16 protein-coding genes and 1 pseudogene are annotated in these 16,926 nt (G+C 58.7%); 13 read left to right on the plus strand and 4 right to left on the minus strand.

Annotated elements, in window-relative coordinates:
* The 10 genes and pseudogenes from KVG88_RS24500 to KVG88_RS24545 form a co-directional block, all read left to right on the plus strand.
* Nucleotides 1-226, plus strand: a 226-nt coding sequence (locus tag KVG88_RS24500) for an FAD-binding protein (protein WP_217872994.1), incomplete at its 5' end; no start/stop codon positions are given.
* Nucleotides 227-263: 37 nt separating this feature from the next.
* A complete protein-coding gene (locus KVG88_RS24505; protein ID WP_225934145.1) occupies nucleotides 264-1,088 on the plus strand; it encodes an IclR family transcriptional regulator in 825 nt (274 codons plus the stop codon).
* Nucleotides 1,089-1,173: 85 nt separating this feature from the next.
* The gene (locus KVG88_RS24510) at nucleotides 1,174-1,563 is read left to right on the plus strand and encodes a GlcG/HbpS family heme-binding protein (RefSeq protein ID WP_217872995.1); all 390 of its coding nucleotides are present in this window, start codon (nucleotides 1,174-1,176) and stop codon (nucleotides 1,561-1,563) included.
* Complete coding sequence (locus KVG88_RS24515; RefSeq protein WP_217872996.1) at nucleotides 1,560-2,759, plus strand: MFS transporter; 1,200 nt, start codon at nucleotides 1,560-1,562, stop codon at nucleotides 2,757-2,759. Before KVG88_RS24510 ends, KVG88_RS24515 begins: the two co-directional genes overlap by 4 nt.
* 61 nt (nucleotides 2,760-2,820) lie before the next feature.
* Nucleotides 2,821-3,411 carry a TetR/AcrR family transcriptional regulator gene (locus KVG88_RS24520; RefSeq protein ID WP_217872997.1) on the plus strand — a complete coding sequence of 197 codons (591 nt, stop codon included), beginning with the start codon at nucleotides 2,821-2,823 and terminating at the stop codon, nucleotides 3,409-3,411.
* Between the two features lie 205 nt (nucleotides 3,412-3,616).
* The gene (locus tag KVG88_RS24525; protein ID WP_225934146.1) at nucleotides 3,617-4,129 is read left to right on the plus strand and encodes a VOC family protein; all 513 of its coding nucleotides are present in this window, start codon (nucleotides 3,617-3,619) and stop codon (nucleotides 4,127-4,129) included.
* A 100-nt stretch (nucleotides 4,130-4,229) separates the two neighbouring features.
* Nucleotides 4,230-5,240, plus strand: a complete 1,011-nt coding sequence (locus KVG88_RS24530) for a zinc-binding dehydrogenase (RefSeq protein ID WP_217872998.1) — start codon at nucleotides 4,230-4,232, stop codon at nucleotides 5,238-5,240.
* A gap of 568 nt (nucleotides 5,241-5,808) precedes the next feature.
* Nucleotides 5,809-6,172 (plus strand): annotated as a pseudogene (locus KVG88_RS24535) (FAD-dependent monooxygenase); the annotation flags it as partial.
* A gap of 709 nt (nucleotides 6,173-6,881) precedes the next feature.
* On the plus strand, nucleotides 6,882-8,921 hold the full coding sequence (locus KVG88_RS24540; protein WP_217872999.1) for an oxidoreductase: 2,040 nt from the start codon (nucleotides 6,882-6,884) through the stop codon (nucleotides 8,919-8,921).
* Between the two features lie 94 nt (nucleotides 8,922-9,015).
* Entirely contained in the window at nucleotides 9,016-9,936 is a 921-nt protein-coding gene (locus KVG88_RS24545) for a 1-aminocyclopropane-1-carboxylate deaminase/D-cysteine desulfhydrase (RefSeq protein WP_217873000.1), read from the plus strand.
* Nucleotides 9,937-9,991: 55 nt separating this feature from the next.
* Here KVG88_RS24545 and KVG88_RS24550 read toward each other — a convergent pair whose 3' ends face one another.
* Complete coding sequence (locus KVG88_RS24550) at nucleotides 9,992-10,549, minus strand: cytochrome b (RefSeq protein WP_150701231.1); 558 nt, start codon at nucleotides 10,547-10,549, stop codon at nucleotides 9,992-9,994.
* 322 nt (nucleotides 10,550-10,871) lie between these two features.
* Here KVG88_RS24550 and KVG88_RS24555 point away from each other — a divergent pair, with 322 nt between their 5' ends.
* Nucleotides 10,872-11,270, plus strand: coding sequence for a hypothetical protein (locus KVG88_RS24555; RefSeq protein ID WP_217873001.1), 399 nt, complete (start codon nucleotides 10,872-10,874; stop codon nucleotides 11,268-11,270).
* A 69-nt stretch (nucleotides 11,271-11,339) separates the two neighbouring features.
* On the opposite strand, the gene phnX is transcribed toward KVG88_RS24555, so the two are convergent.
* Nucleotides 11,340-12,167 carry a phosphonoacetaldehyde hydrolase gene (gene phnX, locus KVG88_RS24560; protein WP_150701233.1) on the minus strand — a complete coding sequence of 276 codons (828 nt, stop codon included), beginning with the start codon at nucleotides 12,165-12,167 and terminating at the stop codon, nucleotides 11,340-11,342.
* A 75-nt stretch (nucleotides 12,168-12,242) separates the two neighbouring features.
* The gene (locus KVG88_RS24565) at nucleotides 12,243-13,352 is read right to left on the minus strand and encodes a 2-aminoethylphosphonate--pyruvate transaminase (protein WP_150701234.1); all 1,110 of its coding nucleotides are present in this window, start codon (nucleotides 13,350-13,352) and stop codon (nucleotides 12,243-12,245) included.
* A gap of 109 nt (nucleotides 13,353-13,461) precedes the next feature.
* Between KVG88_RS24565 and KVG88_RS24570 the strand changes: the two genes are divergently transcribed.
* On the plus strand, nucleotides 13,462-14,322 hold the full coding sequence (locus tag KVG88_RS24570) for a LysR substrate-binding domain-containing protein (RefSeq protein WP_217873002.1): 861 nt from the start codon (nucleotides 13,462-13,464) through the stop codon (nucleotides 14,320-14,322).
* Between the two features lie 90 nt (nucleotides 14,323-14,412).
* Here the strand turns inward: KVG88_RS24570 and KVG88_RS24575 are convergent, their stop codons facing one another.
* Nucleotides 14,413-15,285 carry a LysR family transcriptional regulator gene (locus KVG88_RS24575; RefSeq protein ID WP_150701236.1) on the minus strand — a complete coding sequence of 291 codons (873 nt, stop codon included), beginning with the start codon at nucleotides 15,283-15,285 and terminating at the stop codon, nucleotides 14,413-14,415.
* Nucleotides 15,286-15,553: 268 nt separating this feature from the next.
* Between KVG88_RS24575 and KVG88_RS24580 the strand changes: the two genes are divergently transcribed.
* Entirely contained in the window at nucleotides 15,554-16,879 is a 1,326-nt protein-coding gene (locus tag KVG88_RS24580) for an MFS transporter (RefSeq protein WP_150701237.1), read from the plus strand.
* The last annotated feature ends 47 nt before the right edge of the window (nucleotides 16,880-16,926 follow it).

Below are 16,926 nucleotides of genomic sequence, written 5' to 3' on the forward strand. Positions count from 1 at the left end.
TGTACCCAACGACATGCAGGTCGGTCAGACCGGCAAGATCGTTGCTCCACAGCTGTACATCGCCGTCGGTATCTCCGGCGCGATCCAGCACCTGGCCGGCATGAAAGACTCCAAAGTGATCGTTGCCATCAACAAGGACGAAGAAGCGCCGATCTTCCAGGTGGCCGATTACGGCCTGGTGGCTGATTTGTTCGAAACCATCCCGCAGTTGCAGGCAGCCCTGTAGCGGCATTGAAGAGAGGAACCCTGGTTTCAGGCAGCCGTTGCGTAACATCGTGATGGTTGCCGCGAAGCCATGGAAGCCGACGGTAGAAGATCATACTGTGCCGTGGCCCGAAGACCGGGCGCATCTGAAGAGCATCACTTGCATGGTCAATGAGAACAAACGGATTCAATCGGTAGAGCGGGCGATGGCTATTCTGGAAGCCATCGCTGCTGCCGGAGGGGAGGCGAGGCTGGTCGACCTGGTCGACGGTCTTGGCCTGCACAAGAGCACCTTGCACGGCCTGCTCAACACGCTCGCGGCACTTGGCTACGTATCCCGTCAGGGGGCGTCCTATGCGCTGGGTTTGCGCCTGCGCGAGATCGCGCAACCGCTCAATGATGCCGATGTGGTGCTCAAGGAAGCATTCGCACCGGCATTGTCGGCCCTTGCTGAACTGACCGGTGAAAACTGTTATCTGGCAGTGCCCTGCGGAACCCGCAAATACGTTTACATCGATGTGCTGGAGCACGGCGACCGGGGGCTTGCCAAAGCGGCACGGGGTAAGCGCGAAGGGTTGACCACCTCGGCCATCGGCAAGATTTTTCTCGCGCTGGACAGGGACCTTTCGCGCAGTTTACGCAAGGCAGGGTTGCTGACCCCGGACCTGGAACAGGACTTGGACCTTATCGTCGAGCAAGGCTACGCGCTTGACCTGGAGCAGGCCGAGGCGGGACTCAATTGCATGGCGCTGCCCCTGAGAAAACAGGGCCGCCTGGTGGCGTCATTATCGGTTGCCGGGCCCGTGTCGCGGCTGCCGGAAGCGAAGCTGGTCGCCCTCGCCGGCCAAGTCATGCGCGACATGTACGACATGGTCAAACTTTGACGACCAACCGGGCAGGGTACCTGTTCGGCAAGGGATCGTGCCGCGATCATCAGGGCTCAACCAATCACCACCACGGAGCTCTTACATGTTTGAAACGACTGTTCAAGACGTCATCGCTCGCGCCAGGGATCTGGCCACGGAGCAAGGGTTTTCAGTGTGCATCAGCGTTGTGGATGCCAGCGGATTGCAGGCCGGTTTTCTGCGTATGGACGATGCGCTGCCCGGCGCCATCGAGATCGCGATCAAGAAAGCCCGTACGGCGGCGCTGTTTCGTACCGACAGTATTGAAATCGGCGTCGGTGCTCAACCGGGCGGGCCGATCTACTCGCTGGAATTCACCAACGGCGGCATGATCAGCTTCGGTGGCGGGGTGGTACTGCACGATACGCAGGGCAAAGTCATCGGCGCGCTGGGTATTTCCGGTGCCACCGTGGAAGCCGATCAAGTCATCGCCGTGGGGGCTGCCCGGCCATGAGCGTGGCCAGGCAACGGCTTCACCCGGGCGTCTGGGCATTAGCGGTGACAGCGTTTGCCATTGGTGTGGCGGAGTTCATCGTGGTCGGCGTATTGCCGGCCATCTCCGGCGAGTTGGGGGTACCCCTGGCTCGCGCGGGAAGCCTGGTGGGCCTGTATGCGCTTGCACTGGCCGTGGGCACTCCGTTGCTGGTACTCGCCCTGGCCCGATTCCCGCGCAAGCCAGTACTGCTGTGGCTGATTGCGGTGTTCCTGTGCGGCAACCTGGTCTCGGCGCTTTCCGTTGACTATTACACGTTGTTGACGGGGCGAATCGTCACCGCCGTGGCCCACGGTGGTTTTTTTGCCATTGGTGCCACGGTCGCGGCACGCCTGGCGCCCAAGGGGCAGGAAAGCAATGCCATCGCGGTGATGTTTGCGGGGTTGACACTGGCGATGGTGATAGGGGTGCCGCTGGGCAGTTTTCTGGGCAATGGAATGGGCTGGCGGTTGCCTTTCTACGCCGTGGTCGGCCTGGCTGCATTGGGTTTTGCCGCATCATGGCGTTGGTTGCCCGCGCTCGAAGCGCCGCCAGTTGCCAAGCCTAGTGAGCAACTGGCTGCGGCGGCCAACCCGGCGATTCTCACCATGATGCTGATCACTGTGTTGGGATTCGGCGCATCGTTCGCGGCGTTTACTTTCATCACACCCATCCTGACGGATATCACCGGCTTTTCGGCGGCTACCGCGAGCCTGTTGCTGGTGGTGTTTGGTGCTGCGACGCTGGTGGGGAATCTGCTCGGAGGACGGCTCGCTGCCGCCATCGGTTGGCAGGCGGCGCTGCGCTGGCTCTTGCTGGCCCTGGCCATGGTGTTGATTGTCATCGCCTGCGTGCTGCCGTACCGGGGCGCGATGGGCGTGATGCTGTTCTTTTGGGGCGGCCTGGCCTTTGGTATTTCACCTGCTGTACAGGGAGGGATGCTGGCTACGGCGCAGCGGTACACCCCGAAAGCCGTGGACTTTGCCTCGGCACTGAATATTTCGGGTTTCAATCTCGGGATATCGCTGGGTGAAATGGCCGGAAGTGCACTGGTTGCCCATGGGCAGATTGGATTGACGCCGTGGGCTGGTGTGGCTGCGGCCATCCTGGCGCAAATGCCTTTGGCCTGGCTGGTCAGGCGAGAACGTCGTTTTGAACGACAGGCATTGGCAAGCTGATGAACACTTTAGCTGAGCCGTGTGCCTGAGGGCCGTGGCTCAGCAATCTGGATAGACTTCCATGCTTGATCAGAGAGTTGTAAGTACCGAAGAACACGTACGTCGCATTGCCTGCAAACTGTTCGTCGACGAGGGGTTTCACCAGGTCAGCATGCGTCGGCTGGCGGCCGCGCTGGGCATCCAGGCCGGGTCCTTGTACTACCACATGGAGAGCAAGCAAGCGCTGCTTTTCGACGTCATTGTGGGTTATGAAAGCCAGCTGCTCGACGAAGTGCGTGGGTTTACAAAAGCCGCGGACGGGCCCGTTGACGCGCTGCTCCGTTATGTTGAAACCGTGATTCGCTTCAAATTGCGATACCGCTACGCGGCCTTGCTTTCCCGTCTGGAAATGCGGTCCCTCAACACCGCACAGCGGGACGTTATCCAGGCACTGCGCCGTGAGCATTGCGAACGCTTGCGCGTGATGCTGGCGAGCAGGAAAGAGCCTGCAGCATTCACCTGTGCCGATGATTTTCTGGAGCGGTGCATCCTGGCGCTGCTGGACGGCGTCATAGACCTCAATGAGGCCGATCCTGCTGCCCCGCTGCATCGGATCATCCACGACTACCAAGCACTCATCGTCAATACGCTCGGATTGACTTCGCGTCACTAGAAAAGCAGTCTTGCCTGCTGTTGTCCCGAGGCGGGCTCCCGCTGATTACACAGCCAAATTTGCATGCACCTGGAAAATGCCAGGAACCGAATCAGTCGCCTTGACTGATCCAGATTCACCCCATAAGGTATTAATATGTAACCAACCGTTTGGTTACAAGAGGTGGGTAGAAAACAATTAAACCAACCCGAAACGGAAGCAGATCATGAAACTCTACGGTATGGAGCACGTTGGCTTCACGGTCCCTGACCTTGAGCAGGCGGTGCAATTCTTTGAAGACGTATTGGGCGCGGTCACCGCCATGGAAACTGGGCCCGTGGTCGTCGATAACGCGTTCATGGCCCGGCGCCTGGGTGTGCCTGAGCAGTGCCGCATCGACAACATCAAGGTGCTGCGTTGTGGCAACGGTCCCAACCTGGAGTTGTTTGAATACTCAGGCGAAGCGCAGGGCGGCCCTCTCAAGCGCAACAGCGAAGTCGGCGGTTTTCACCTGGGTTTTCAGGTCGATGACGCGGTCGCCGCAGCAGACCGTTTGCGGGAGAAGGGGGTGGACGTACTGGAAGGGCCTACGTTCATCGACGCCGGGCCGATGCGGGGCCTCACTTGGATCTATCTGCGCACCCCTTGGGGACAATTTCTGGAACTGGTCAGCCGAAGCGGCTCGCTGGGCTATGAGCAGGATGGCGGCCCCACCCTCTGGGTGCCGCTCCCGGCCTGATATACCCATCGGTTCTGGGACATGAGAGCTTCGTGTAGCGCCATGAACGGACAGCAAGGCTTGCATACGAAGCTTGCTTGCACCTACGGAGAGACATCATATGCAACAACAGGAAATCTGTTTTCCAGGCAAGCGACAATTCATTCTCCAGCACTGCGAACCGTCGCCGCTGCAACCCAATGAGGTCCGTGGTCGCACCATAGCGACACTGATAAGCCCAGGTACCGAGCTGGCCTGGGCATCAGGGGATGAATTTCCGGTCAAGCCGGGATACTCGGCAGTGTTTGAGGTCGACGAACTTGGCTCTGATGTAACAGGGGTTGCCATCGGCGACCGCTTGTTCTGTATGGGCAGCCATCGCAGCTTCCAGCAGGTTGACGTCGACCATACGGTGTCTATTCCCGGCGACATGAAGTCCGAAATTGCACTGCTAGCCCGCCTCATCGGGGTGTCGATGACAACACTGATAACAACCAAGGCGCGTCCTGGTGACAGTGTCGTTATCTGCGGTGCCGGACCGGTCGGATACCTGGCAGCGCACATCTTTCAGTTGTCGGGGTACGAAGTCGTAGTGGTAGAACCAGACGCCAAGCGCCGCACTCAGGCGCAGGCGTCAGGGCTCAAATGCGTGTTTGCCGCGTTTCCGTTTGATCAGCCTGCACTGGTCGGACACATCGCCCTGGTCGTTGACTGTTCAGGGAACGAACAAGCGGTGCTGGATGGTTGTCGTATCGTGCGTCAGAACGGTGAGGTGGTCCTTGTCGGCGTACCGTGGCGGCGTCAGTCGGAACTGTCGGCACACGAACTGCTCAACGCCGTATTCAATGGTTTCGTAGAGTTGCGCAGTGGTTGGGAATGGGCCTTCCCGTTGGTGTCCCGGCCATTCAAATGGGAGGAGCTGTTGGAGGGCTACAACAACAGTTCTCAAAGCATCATGACGGGATTCCGCAAAGCCATGAGTTGGCTTGCGCAGGATCGAATTCCGCTGGAAGGCATGGTGTGCAGGCAAACCCCGGACGATCCGGAGAGAGTTTATCGTGCGCTGCTCGACCGTCGCATCGATGAGCCGTTCGTTGTGTTCGATTGGGGGCTGACGGCTTACCGTCGTTGAGCATTACAGTGGGGCGTAGATTTGCCGACGACCACACTTGAAGCGATAAGGGCCCGTGTCGCCTCAAGTAATTCATCGACCGGATACCAGAATGGTCTGTTGTCTTATTTTTGCAACGGGGCGATTCAGACTGCGCCGTCATAGCCAAGCAAAACGAGTTCGGCAATTTTTCAATCACCTCCACAAGCGGGTGCTCGCTGCGACGCAGGTGTAAGCGTGACAGAGTGCTTCGCAACACCGGCGTGGGGTCAGTGGCGCGAGGACGACACGGTTCGACAGCGTGAGGGTGCCAAGCGTGTATCCATCGCTCCTAATAGCCGCAGCTTTGTCGAGTATTGTAGGTTGAAGCGGCGCGCTCTCGAATGGTGGCAGCTTATTGATCGACCATTGATTTGCGCCAGGTATTAGTAAACTGTGGAGTTCGGAATCAAGCAGTGTATGTGACTTCAACGTTCCCCTCGCTTTGCGGTCGTGGGCAAGGGCGGGCGAGCGGCACAGCTTCAGGTCGGAGAGGGGGGGCTAAAACGAGCAACGTTTTCACGGCACTGCGGTTCAATCGGCCCCCTCCTTTGGGCATCTGTATCTCGTAGGTGACGCCGCTCATATCGTTCCTCGAACTGGTGTCAGGGGGTTAAACCTAGCGGCCAGTGACGTAAGTACCCTCTACCAGATTCTTCTCAATCTGTACCCGGAAGGTCGAGGCGACTTGCTCGAGCGTTACTCTCAGGTCATCCTAAAACGTGTATGGAAAGCCGAGCGATTTTGCTGGTGGATGACCTCAATGTTGCACAAGTTTCCAGGAGCGGACGCCTTCAGCCAGCGGATGCATCAGATCCAACTACTTCGTTGGCTCTGAAACCGGCCGAAAAACCATTGCGGAACACTATGTAGGTCTCCCTTACGAGGGGCCGAGAAACCATTCAATTTGGTGAGTCGGTTCTTTGGCGATGGTCGTGCCTGAGTTCAGGTCAGCTGAAAATCCGACTGTTTTCAACAGAGTTGGCCGATTACTGCCTGTCACGAATGGGTCAGACATGCTTACCGTTTTAAAAACTAATGACTTCATTTTATTTTCTAATGACCACTGAGTGTAGGGAGGCAGTAATTGCAATAGGCTGTGTAAACCAAAAGTTTATAGTGACATCTGTGGAAACCTTCAGTTGTATCGAATGCTTTGTACGCAGTGCCGGGGCACCTAGCTTCGCCAAATACCGCTTGATGCTTGAGCGATACTAACTGCGGGGGCAAGAGTGTTTCGAAACTGGAGGTGTGCTTCGGAGTGCGGCTGTTCAGAGCCACACCGCGGAAATTCTTCTAGCAATTGCCCGGCTTCACAACATAAAACCTTTCACAAACGGCGCCCATGTTGACGTTTGAGGTTTTCGCGACACGGCTGTCTATCTTTGGCTGGTTCCATTCTTAATGAAAAGAATGCCAATCGTAGTGAAAACTCATGAGGGTTCGATGACTAGGGTATGGCCCATGCCGGCGCTTGCCAAGGCCTGCTGCTCATTTCGATCAATAAGTTGTCAGTTTCAGTCATTGAGCGTCCGCTGGACTGCTCATAGTCTGTAACCCATGACAGAGGGGCGCCAAAGAGCGCCCACACTTTTTCCGTGATCGCTCGTTGTGGAGTTACCGATGACCGCCGCTCATTACCCGCACCTGTTGGCCCCGCTGGACCTGGGTTTTACCACGTTGCGCAACCGCACCCTGATGGGGTCGATGCACACCGGCCTTGAAGAAAAACCAGGTGGCTTCGAGCGCATGGCGGCGTATTTCGCCGAACGTGCCCGCGGTGGGGTTGGCTTGATGGTCACCGGTGGCATCGGCCCTAACGATGAAGGTGGCGTGTACTCCGGCGCAGCCAAGCTGACCACCGAGGAAGAGGCGCTCAAGCACCAGATCGTCACCCGCGCGGTGCACGAGGCGGGCGGCAAGATCTGCATGCAGATTCTCCACGCCGGTCGTTATGCCTACAGCCCGAAGCAGGTCGCGCCAAGCGCTATCCAGGCGCCAATCAACCCGTTCAAGCCTAAAGAGCTGGACGAGGAAGGCATCGAGAAGCAGATCCGCGATTTCGTCACCTGTTCGACCCTGGCGCAACAGGCCGAATACGACGGCGTCGAGATCATGGGCTCCGAAGGTTATTTCATTAACCAGTTCCTCGCCGCCCATACCAACCATCGCACCGACCGTTGGGGCGGCAGCTACGAAAACCGCATGCGCCTGCCGGTGGAAATCGTCCGTCGTGTACGTGAAGCGGTTGGCCCGAACTTCATCATCATTTTCCGCTTGTCGATGCTCGATCTGGTCGAGGGTGGCAGCACCTGGGAAGAGATTGTGCTGTTGGCCAAAGCCATCGAGCAGGCTGGCGCGACGATCATCAACACCGGTATCGGCTGGCACGAAGCACGGATTCCGACCATCGCCACTAAGGTTCCGCGCGCGGCGTTCAGTAAAGTCACCGCCAAGCTGCGGGGCTCGGTGAGTATTCCGCTGATCACCACCAACCGTATCAACACTCCGGAAGTGGCCGAGCAGATTCTGGCCGAAGGCGATGCCGACATGGTTTCCATGGCGCGCCCGTTCCTCGCGGACGCAGATTTCGTCAACAAGGCCGCAGAAGGCCGCGCCGATGAAATCAACACCTGTATCGGTTGCAACCAGGCGTGCCTGGACCACACCTTCGGCGGCAAGTTGACCAGTTGCCTGGTCAACCCGCGTGCCTGCCACGAAACCGAACTCAATTACCTGCCGGTCAAGCAGATCAAGAAAATCGCTGTGGTCGGTGCCGGCCCTGCAGGTCTTTCTGCGGCCACGGTGGCCGCCGAGCGTGGCCATCAGGTGACGCTGTTTGATTCGGCCAGTGAAATCGGCGGCCAGTTCAACGTTGCCAAGCGTGTGCCAGGCAAGGAAGAGTTCTTCGAGACTCTGCGTTACTTCGGCCGTAAATTGCAGACCACGAATGTCGAGGTGTGCCTGAACACCCGTGTCGATGTGGCGAAACTGGTCGAGGGTGGTTTTGACGAGATCATCCTGGCCACCGGCATCGCCCCACGTACCCCTGCGATTCCCGGCGTGGAAAATGCCAAGGTCTTGAGCTATCTGGACGTGCTATTGCAGCGCAAACCGGTGGGCAAGCGTGTCGCGGTGATCGGTGCTGGCGGGATCGGCTTCGACGTCTCGGAATTCCTGGTTCATCAGGGCCAGGCCACCAGCCTGAATCGCGATGAGTTCTGGAAAGAATGGGGCATCGATACCCAGCTTGAAGCGCGCGGCGGCGTTGCCGGGATCAAGGCCGCGCCCCATGCACCGGCCCGTGAAGTGTTTCTGCTGCAACGCAAGAAGTCGAAAGTTGGCGATGGCCTGGGTAAGACCACCGGCTGGATTCACCGCACCGGTCTGAAGAACAAGCAGGTGCAAATGCTCAACAGCGTTGAGTACCTGAAGATCGACGACGAAGGCTTGCACATTCGCATCGGTGAAACCGGCGAGCCGCAAGTGCTGCCGGTGGACAACATTGTGATCTGCGCCGGGCAAGATCCGCTGCGCGAGTTGCAGGAGGGTCTGGTGGCGGCGGGGCAGAACGTGCACCTGATCGGTGGTGCGGATGTTGCAGCGGAGCTGGATGCCAAGCGGGCGATCAATCAGGGTTCGCGGTTGGCGGCCGAGCTCTAAGACTGACCCTTATCTGTAGCAGCAGGCTGCGCCAGCTGCTACAGGTGCTGTGCTGGCTGGTAGACTTCATTTTTTTCCCGATAAAGCAGGGCCAATGCTTTTTCCTTCCGCGGCATCGCTGACCACTGCCAGCCTCCAACACGTTCACCTAGACTGGCTCACCGCAACCGGCATCGAGGTGGCGATCCTGCGTCTGGACCAGATCGACCCGCTAATCAGCGGCAACAAATGGTTCAAGCTCACCGAACACCTCAAAATCGCGGAACAGTCCGGCGCTAAAGGCATCATCAGCCTGGGCGGTGCTCACTCCAATCACCTTCACGCCCTGGCAGCCGCGGGCAAACGTTTCGGATTTGCCACGGTCGGGCTGTTGCGCGGCCATCCTCTGCAAACACCCACGGTCGACGACTTGCAGGCGTTTGGCATGCAACTGCACTGGCTGGGTTATGGCGGTTATCGGGCGCGGCATGACGCGGGTTTCTGGTTGCCCTGGAAAGAACAATATCCCGACCTGCATCCGGTGCCCGAAGGCGGTGGCGGGTTGGCAGGAGCGCTTGGCTGCATGCCGCTCAAGGATCAGGTCCGCAGCCAACTGAAAGCGCTGGGCTGGAGCGGTTACGACGGCTGGTGGCTGGCCTGTGGGACAGGCACGACACTGGCCGGGTTGGTGTTGGCCGAAGCCGGCGAGCATCCGGTTTATGGTGCCTTGGCAGTGCCCGATGACCATGGCGTGGCGCAGCAGGTCGAGAAGATTATCGAGCAAACGGGTGAAGCGGCCTACGAGCTGATCGATGCCAGCCGTGGCGGGTTCGCCAAGGTTGATCCGCTGTTGCTTGAGTTCATCGAGCAGACCGAGCAGGCCAGCGGTGTTCCCCTTGAACCGTTGTACACCGGCAAGGCGTTACTGGCGCTCAAGCAGCAGGTGGATGCTGGAAAATTCGCCCGAGGTGCACGGCTGATCTTCGTTCATACCGGCGGTTTGCAGGGGCGCCGGGGGTTCAACTCACAGTTCTGAAGGTTGCCATCAATCCTGTAGGAGCAAGCTTGCTCCTACAGAGGCGGTGTGGGGCTCAGGTCCGGGGCTCGCGCTTTGGCATCATCCGCAGCAAGGTGTTATCGCCCACCACGTAATGGTGATACAGCCCGGCCACGGCATGCAGGCCGATCAGCCAGTAGCCGATGGTGCCACCCAGTACGTGCCAGCCTTGAAGTTCTTTGGCCAGTTCCTTGTTTTGACCCATCAACAGCGGGAGGTCGAGGCCATAAAACATCACTTGGTTACCTTTCGCACTGGTGATCAGCCAACCCAGTATCGGCATCGCGATCATGAAGATGTACAGCGCCCAGTGCATTAGCCTGGCCAGCGTTATCTGCCAGTGTGGCGAGGCCGGGAAGATTTGCGGAGCCGGGCCGAGGCTGCGGGCGAACAGGCGTACCCAGACCAGTACGAACACAGTCAGGCCGAGCATGAAGTGTGATTCGACGATCAGCGTTCGCCCGCCACTGCCCTTGGGAAAGATGCCGCGCAGTTCGATGCAGGCATAAACCAGCGCCAACAGGACCAGCATCAACCAGTGCAGCGCGATCGACACAGTGCTGTAACGCGAAGCTGAGTTTTTCCACGGCATACGGCGTTCCTCACAGGTCGGGCCGAGCCACCGTTCTTGTTTGACGGTGTACTTTAACTGTAAGCCTGTTTGTCTGGATTTGCCCGGCGCACGTTAACTTTTGTAGCGCCTGCGCACATGAAGAAAATTTCACGAAAGTAAAATAACCGTACGCTGTTTGAAAATGGCAGATCAGATGTAGGGCGATTCTGTTTGTGCTGTGTTTTCAGGTTCAGGGTTGAGCGACGAGAGTGATTGATTAATATGCATCTGGCGTGGCAGCTGATTTAAATCGGTTGCCGTGATTCTGGTATTAATTAATTTTGCGATCAAAGGAATGAGTATGAACGACAGTGTGAATGGAGTCCGTGGCGAAGTGAGTGAATACACGTGGGGAAGAATGTGGGCCGACGGCACTAAAGAGTTTAACAACGGCGCTCTTCAATACGCGGATGGTTCGCTGGAATTTGATGGTTTGACGTTTTATCCGGATGGCGTTGTCATCGATGCAACCGGCCAGCAGGTTGGCCTCACGACTGGAGAACAGGCAGTATTGCCTGATGGCGAGCCCGTTGACGAGGTTCTGGAGGATGCACAATCAACCGTCGACGAAGAAGCCGCGCCTGATGTGCTGGAGAAAGAAGACGACACCTTGAGTCAAACGGGTGAAGGCGAAGAGTTGATTACGGAAGATGAGAGTGACACGCAGTATTACATGCCTGTTGGAATCGATGAGCGATAATTGATCTCGCAATAAGCCGATGGAAAAAAAGCCGCAGTACTTGTTTTAGTACTGCGGCTTTTTATTTAGTTACTGGCTTTGAGGCATTTCACCATTGGCCAGGCGTTTGTTGATATCAGCAATAACGTCCGGCAAGTCGGTAATGGTGTCGATCATGTAGTGCGGGCGCGAACCTTCGAACATCGCGTGAATGCGTTTGCGTTCACTGGCCAGTGTATCGCTGTCGAGGGCGCGATAACCTTCATAGTCCAGGCCCAGCGCGTTGCCCGAACAGATCAGCGCCACGGTCCACATGCCGGCACGGCGACCTTCAAGAATGCCCGGTACGGTGTCGTCGATTTTCACGCAGGCGGCGACATCGTCGATACCCAGGGCAATCACGTTGGCCAGCGCCTGGGCGGGCCATGGGCGGCCGTTCGGGACTTCGTCGGTAGCGACCACGTGGTCGGCGATGTAGCCGTTGGTGGCGGCCAGTTCAACGACTTTGTCCATGACTTGCTTTGGATAACCGGAGCAGGAACCGATCTTGATCCCTTGTTGACGCAGGTTGGCAATGGTGTCCAGAGCGCCAGGAATCAGCGCCGAATGCTCGGCGATTTTCTCGATTTGCAGCGGCATGAAACGCTGGTAGATGGCGGTGACGTCATCGTCGGTCGGCGTGCGGCCGAACACTTTGCGATAGCGCTCGGCAACTTGCGGCTGATCGCACAGTGTGCGGATGTGGTCCCATTTGCCCATGCCCATTGGGCCACGGGCTTCTTCGATGGACACCTGAACGTCGAACTCGGCGAAGGCCTCGACAAAAATCTGCGTTGGAGCAAAAGAGCCGAAGTCGACGACGGTGCCTGCCCAGTCGAGGATGGCGGCTTGCAGTTTGGTTGGGTTGGTGTAGTTCATGTCTCAAATCCTTTCTGTTGGGATGATGAGGAAATCGATGTAGCAACTGGCTCGGCAGCTGCTACAGCAAGGCAGTCAGATTTCGAGCACTTCCATCTCGCGCAACACTTCAGCAATCGCCGCGACGGCTTCGCGCATTTCGGCTGGCTGAACGTGGCCGATGCAGCCGACGCGGAAGGTTTCGACCTGGGTCAGTTTGCCGGGGTAAAGGATGTAACCCTTGGCCTTGACCCGTTCGTAGAACTCCTTGAAGGCGTAGCGCGGATCTTTCGGGGCGTGGAAAGTGGCGATGATCGGCGCCTGAATCGCGGCCGGCAGAAAGCTGCGCAGACCCAGTTTGCCCATCTCTTCCATCAAGGCCTGGCAGTTGGCGGCGTAACGTTCGTGCCGTGCCGGCAAGCCGCCTTCTTCGTTGTATTGCAGCAGGGCTTCATGCAGCGCCGCGACGACGTGGGTCGGCGGGGTGAAGCGCCATTGGCCGGTCTTGGCCATGTAGGTGTGCTGGTCGTAAAGGTCCATCGCCAGTGAGTGTGAGTTGCCGGCGGCGCTCGCCAGGGACTCTTTTTGGGCGAAGACAAAGCCCATACCCGGCACGCCTTCCAGGCATTTGCCCGAAGCGGCGATCAGTGCATCGAACGGGATTTGTTGAGCGTCGACGGGCAGGGCGCCAAAGGAGCTCATGGCGTCGATGATCAGGCGTTTGCCATGTTGCGCAATGACCTGCGCGATTTCCGGCAGCGGGTTGAGGATGCCGGTGCTGGTTTCGCAGTGGATCAAGGCAACGTGGGTGATACCGGCGTCGGCCCGCAACAGGCGATCAACGTCGGCGGCGGTGGTCGGTTCGTCTTCAGCCGTTTCAAAGGTGCTGAAAGAGCGGCCGAGCACTTCGCAGATTTTCGCCAGGCGTTTGCCGTAAGCGCCGTTGATCAGCACCAACACCTTGCCATCGCGGGGCACCAGCGTGCCGATTGCCGCTTCGACTGCGAAGGTGCCGCTGCCTTGTAACGGCACGCAGTGGTGCGTGGCGGCGCCGTTGATGATCGCCAGCAGTTGCTCACAGAGGCTGGCCGTCAATTGATTGAAGCGGTCATCCCATGAACCCCAGTCAACCATCATTGCCTGACGGGTGCGGGCCGACGTGGTCAACGGGCCAGGGGTGAGCAGGATGGGGGCGGCAATACTCATTCTCGTGTCCTCGCAATCGATGGGATGAAGCTACGGGGCCTAAATTGCAATTTGCCGAGTTATCAATCAAATTGTTTGTTGTTATGCCAGCCATCAGTGAGGCTTATTCATGAACCTGTTCCAGCTCCGCGCCTTTGATGCCGTGGCCCGAGAGGGCAGCTTTACCCGGGCGGCCGCGCGTTTGTTCATCAGCCAGCCGGCGGTTACCGGGCACATCAAGGCTCTGGAAGAGCACTACCAGATCACCCTGTTGCGCCGCACCGCCCGACGGGTGGAGCTGACGGAGGAGGGCACCAAACTGGCGGCGATCACCCGGGCGATGTTCGGCCTGGCTGAAGAAGCGCAGGTGATGCTGGAGGCCAATCGGCAATTGCTGACCGGACGTCTGGAGGTGGCGGCGGACGGTCCGCATATGGTCATGCCGATGCTCGCCAGCCTGCGCGCACGCTATCCGGGGATTACCGTCAACTTGCGCTTGGGCAATGCTCAGGAAACCCTCGCGGCGTTGTTGTCCGAACATGCCGACGTGGCGGTGCTGACGGAAGTGGAACCGCGCAAGGGCCTGCATCTGCAAGCGCTGAGCGAATCACGCATTTGTGCGTTGGTGCCCGATGGGCATCCCTGGGCACAACGGAGTAAAGGCGTGCCGCTCAAGGAGTTGGATCAGGTGATCATGGTGTTGCGTGAGCCGAGTTCGATTACCCGGCGCACGTTCGATGAGGCGTGCGTCCAGGCCAAGGTCAATCCACGGGTGTTGCTGGAACTGGACAGTCGCGAAGCGGTGACCGAGGCGGTGGCCGCCGAGTTGGGGGTGGGGGTGGTGTCGTCGATGGAAGTCAGCCATGACCCACGGGTGGCGGCGGTGCCGATCATTGGCGAGGGGTTGGTCAACCGGCACATGATGGGGTGCATGGAGCGGCGACGGGATTTGCGCTTGATTCAGGCGTTTTTTGGATTGGCACCGGTGTAGGCGCTGCCGAAGGCTGCGATCTTTTGATCTTCGCTTTTAAAAACAAGATCAAAAAATCGCAGCCTCCGGCAGCTCCTACAGGGGATGGGATCAGTTCATGCTTTCGCGAACCATCTGCAGAAATGTCGCCACCACCCGCCGCGAACTCTGCTCGCGCAAGCACACCAGGGTTTCCGTCAGCCTGCGTTTGCAATCGGTTATCGGCAACGCGCATACCCGCGAATCCGCACCGAACTCGGCAGCCGAGACAACACCCACGCCAATCCCCACCACAACCGCCTCACGTGCCGCCTCCCGACCTTCCACCTGAATCGCCGGGCGAATGCGGAAACCGGCGCCGGCCATTTCTTCTTCCAGGGTTTGTCGGGTCACCGAGCCGATTTCGCGCAGCACCAGCGGCGTGTCGTCGAGGTCGGCCAGGCAGATGGATTCGCGATCGGCCCAGGGATGATTGCGCGACACGAACGCCACCATCGGGTCATTGCGCAGGGGCAAGGAGAGCAAGCGCTCATCACTGACATCGCGGCCCAGCAACGCCAGATCGGCTTGATAGTTAAAGAGACGGAACAGCGACTCATCGGTGTTGCCGGTTTCAATCTTCACGCTGATGCCGGGGTAACGCTCGCAGAATCGGGCGATCTGCGGCAGCACGTGGACCGGCGCATCCACCGCCAGAATCAGACTGCCGGTCTGCAAGGCCTGGGAGTCCTGCAACAGTTCCTGGGCTTCGGCTTCGATGACGAATAATTTCTGCGTCACGCTCAGCAGGCGCTCGCCCAGGTCCGTTAAACGAACGGAGCGTTTGTTGCGATGGAACAGCAACACGCCGTAGCGCTCTTCGAGTTTGCGCACCTGGTCGGAAATCGCCGGTTGCGTCAAAAACAAACGCTCGGCGGCTTTGGTAAAGCTTCCATGCACGGCCACGGCGTGGAAGGCTTTGAGCTGGGCGTGGGATACCGACATCACAATCTCCAGTAACAAGCTGAGCTTATATTGGAAATACGATAAATCGATTTCACTTATTAATCAGTAATTGTTTTGATCCACCTCAGCCCCGCTGACTGCTCGGTCGAACAGCAGCAGGTGCCATGAGCCTGTGCGTGCAACTACAGGACTCATCTGACCGGTATCCGCCGCAGGGACAGGGCGATATCGCAGTGCTCAACAATAAAAACACAGGCGTTTTCTTCCAATTCTGCCGGCACACTCACACCCTGAGGTCAGAACCACAATGAACAAGCACATCGGCACCATCAAGCGTTGGCGCGTGCAGATCTTCGCGATCACCTGGCTCGCCTACGCCGCTTTCTACTTTACCCGCAAAGCTTTTTCGGTCGCCAAACTCGGTATTGGCGAAGACCCGACGTTCATGCTCGACAAAATGGCCATGGCCAACCTCGACGCCATCTACCTGACCGCTTACGCCGTTGGCCAATTCACCTGGGGCATCCTCGCCGACCGCTTTGGCCCGCGGGTCGTGGTACTCGGTGGACTGGTGATTTCTGCCGCCGCGGCGCTGGTGATGGGCAACTTTGCAACGCTTCCGATTTTCGCTACCTGCATGCTGATACAAGGCCTGGCGCAGTCCACCGGTTGGTCGGGGCTGTGCAAGAACCTCGGCAGCTTCTTTCCCTCCGAACAACGCGGGCGGGTATTGGGTCTGTGGAGTTCGTGCTACGCCTTTGGTGGGCTGGTGGCTTCGCCGTTCGCCGGCTGGTGGGCATACACGCTCGTCGGCAGTTGGCATGCGGCGTTCATTTCCAGTGCGGCGGTGGTTGGGCTGGTCGCCGTGCTGTTTTTTATTTTCCAACGCAACAAACCTGAAGACGTCGGCTTGCCGGCGGTGGAGCCTGAGCCGGAGCTGACTGCCGAACAGGCCGACGCGCAAAGCAAAATCAGCATGTGGGAGCCGCTCAAGGAAATCCTGCGCAACCGCACCGTGCTGGTGCTGGGCCTGGCGTACTTCATGCTGAAGCCGGCGCGCTACGCGATTCTGCTCTGGGGACCGGTTATCGTTTTCGAACAAATGCCGTCGGTGGGCAAGGTGGGTGCGGCGATTATTCCCACGGCGTTTGAACTGGCCGGGTTGCTCGGGCCGATCCTGATTGGCCTGGCCTCGGACAAACTGTTCGGCGCCCGGCGCATGCCGGCCTGTGTGATCAGCCTGTTGGCGCTGACCGTATCCCTGGCGTTCTTCATGGGCGCCCTGCATACCGGCAGCGTGGCATTGGTGGTGGCGCTGCTGTTCGTCATGGGCCTGACCCTTTACGGGCCGGACTCGATGATCAGCGGTGCGGCCGCCATCGACTTCGGCACCGCCAAGGCGGGTGCCACGGCAGCTGGTTTCGTCAACGGCTGTGGCTCGGTCGGGGCGATTCTCGGCGGCTTGCTGCCGGGCTACTTTGACACCGTGACCGTGTTCATCGTCTTTGCCGGCTGCGCAATGTTCTCGGCACTGGTGTTGATCCCGCACTGGAACAGCCGCCCCGGCGGCCTGGGCACGCATTTCGCCTATGTGCCCAACCAGGCGATGACCATCAAACCCCTGCGTACCTGATTCCTGTCCCTCGTCGCCTGCTGCACCTGCGGCAGGCCGGCGTGTGG

It is taken from the genome of Pseudomonas azerbaijanoccidentalis (assembly GCF_019145495.1).
GTDB lineage: Bacteria > Pseudomonadota > Gammaproteobacteria > Pseudomonadales > Pseudomonadaceae > Aquipseudomonas > Aquipseudomonas azerbaijanoccidentalis.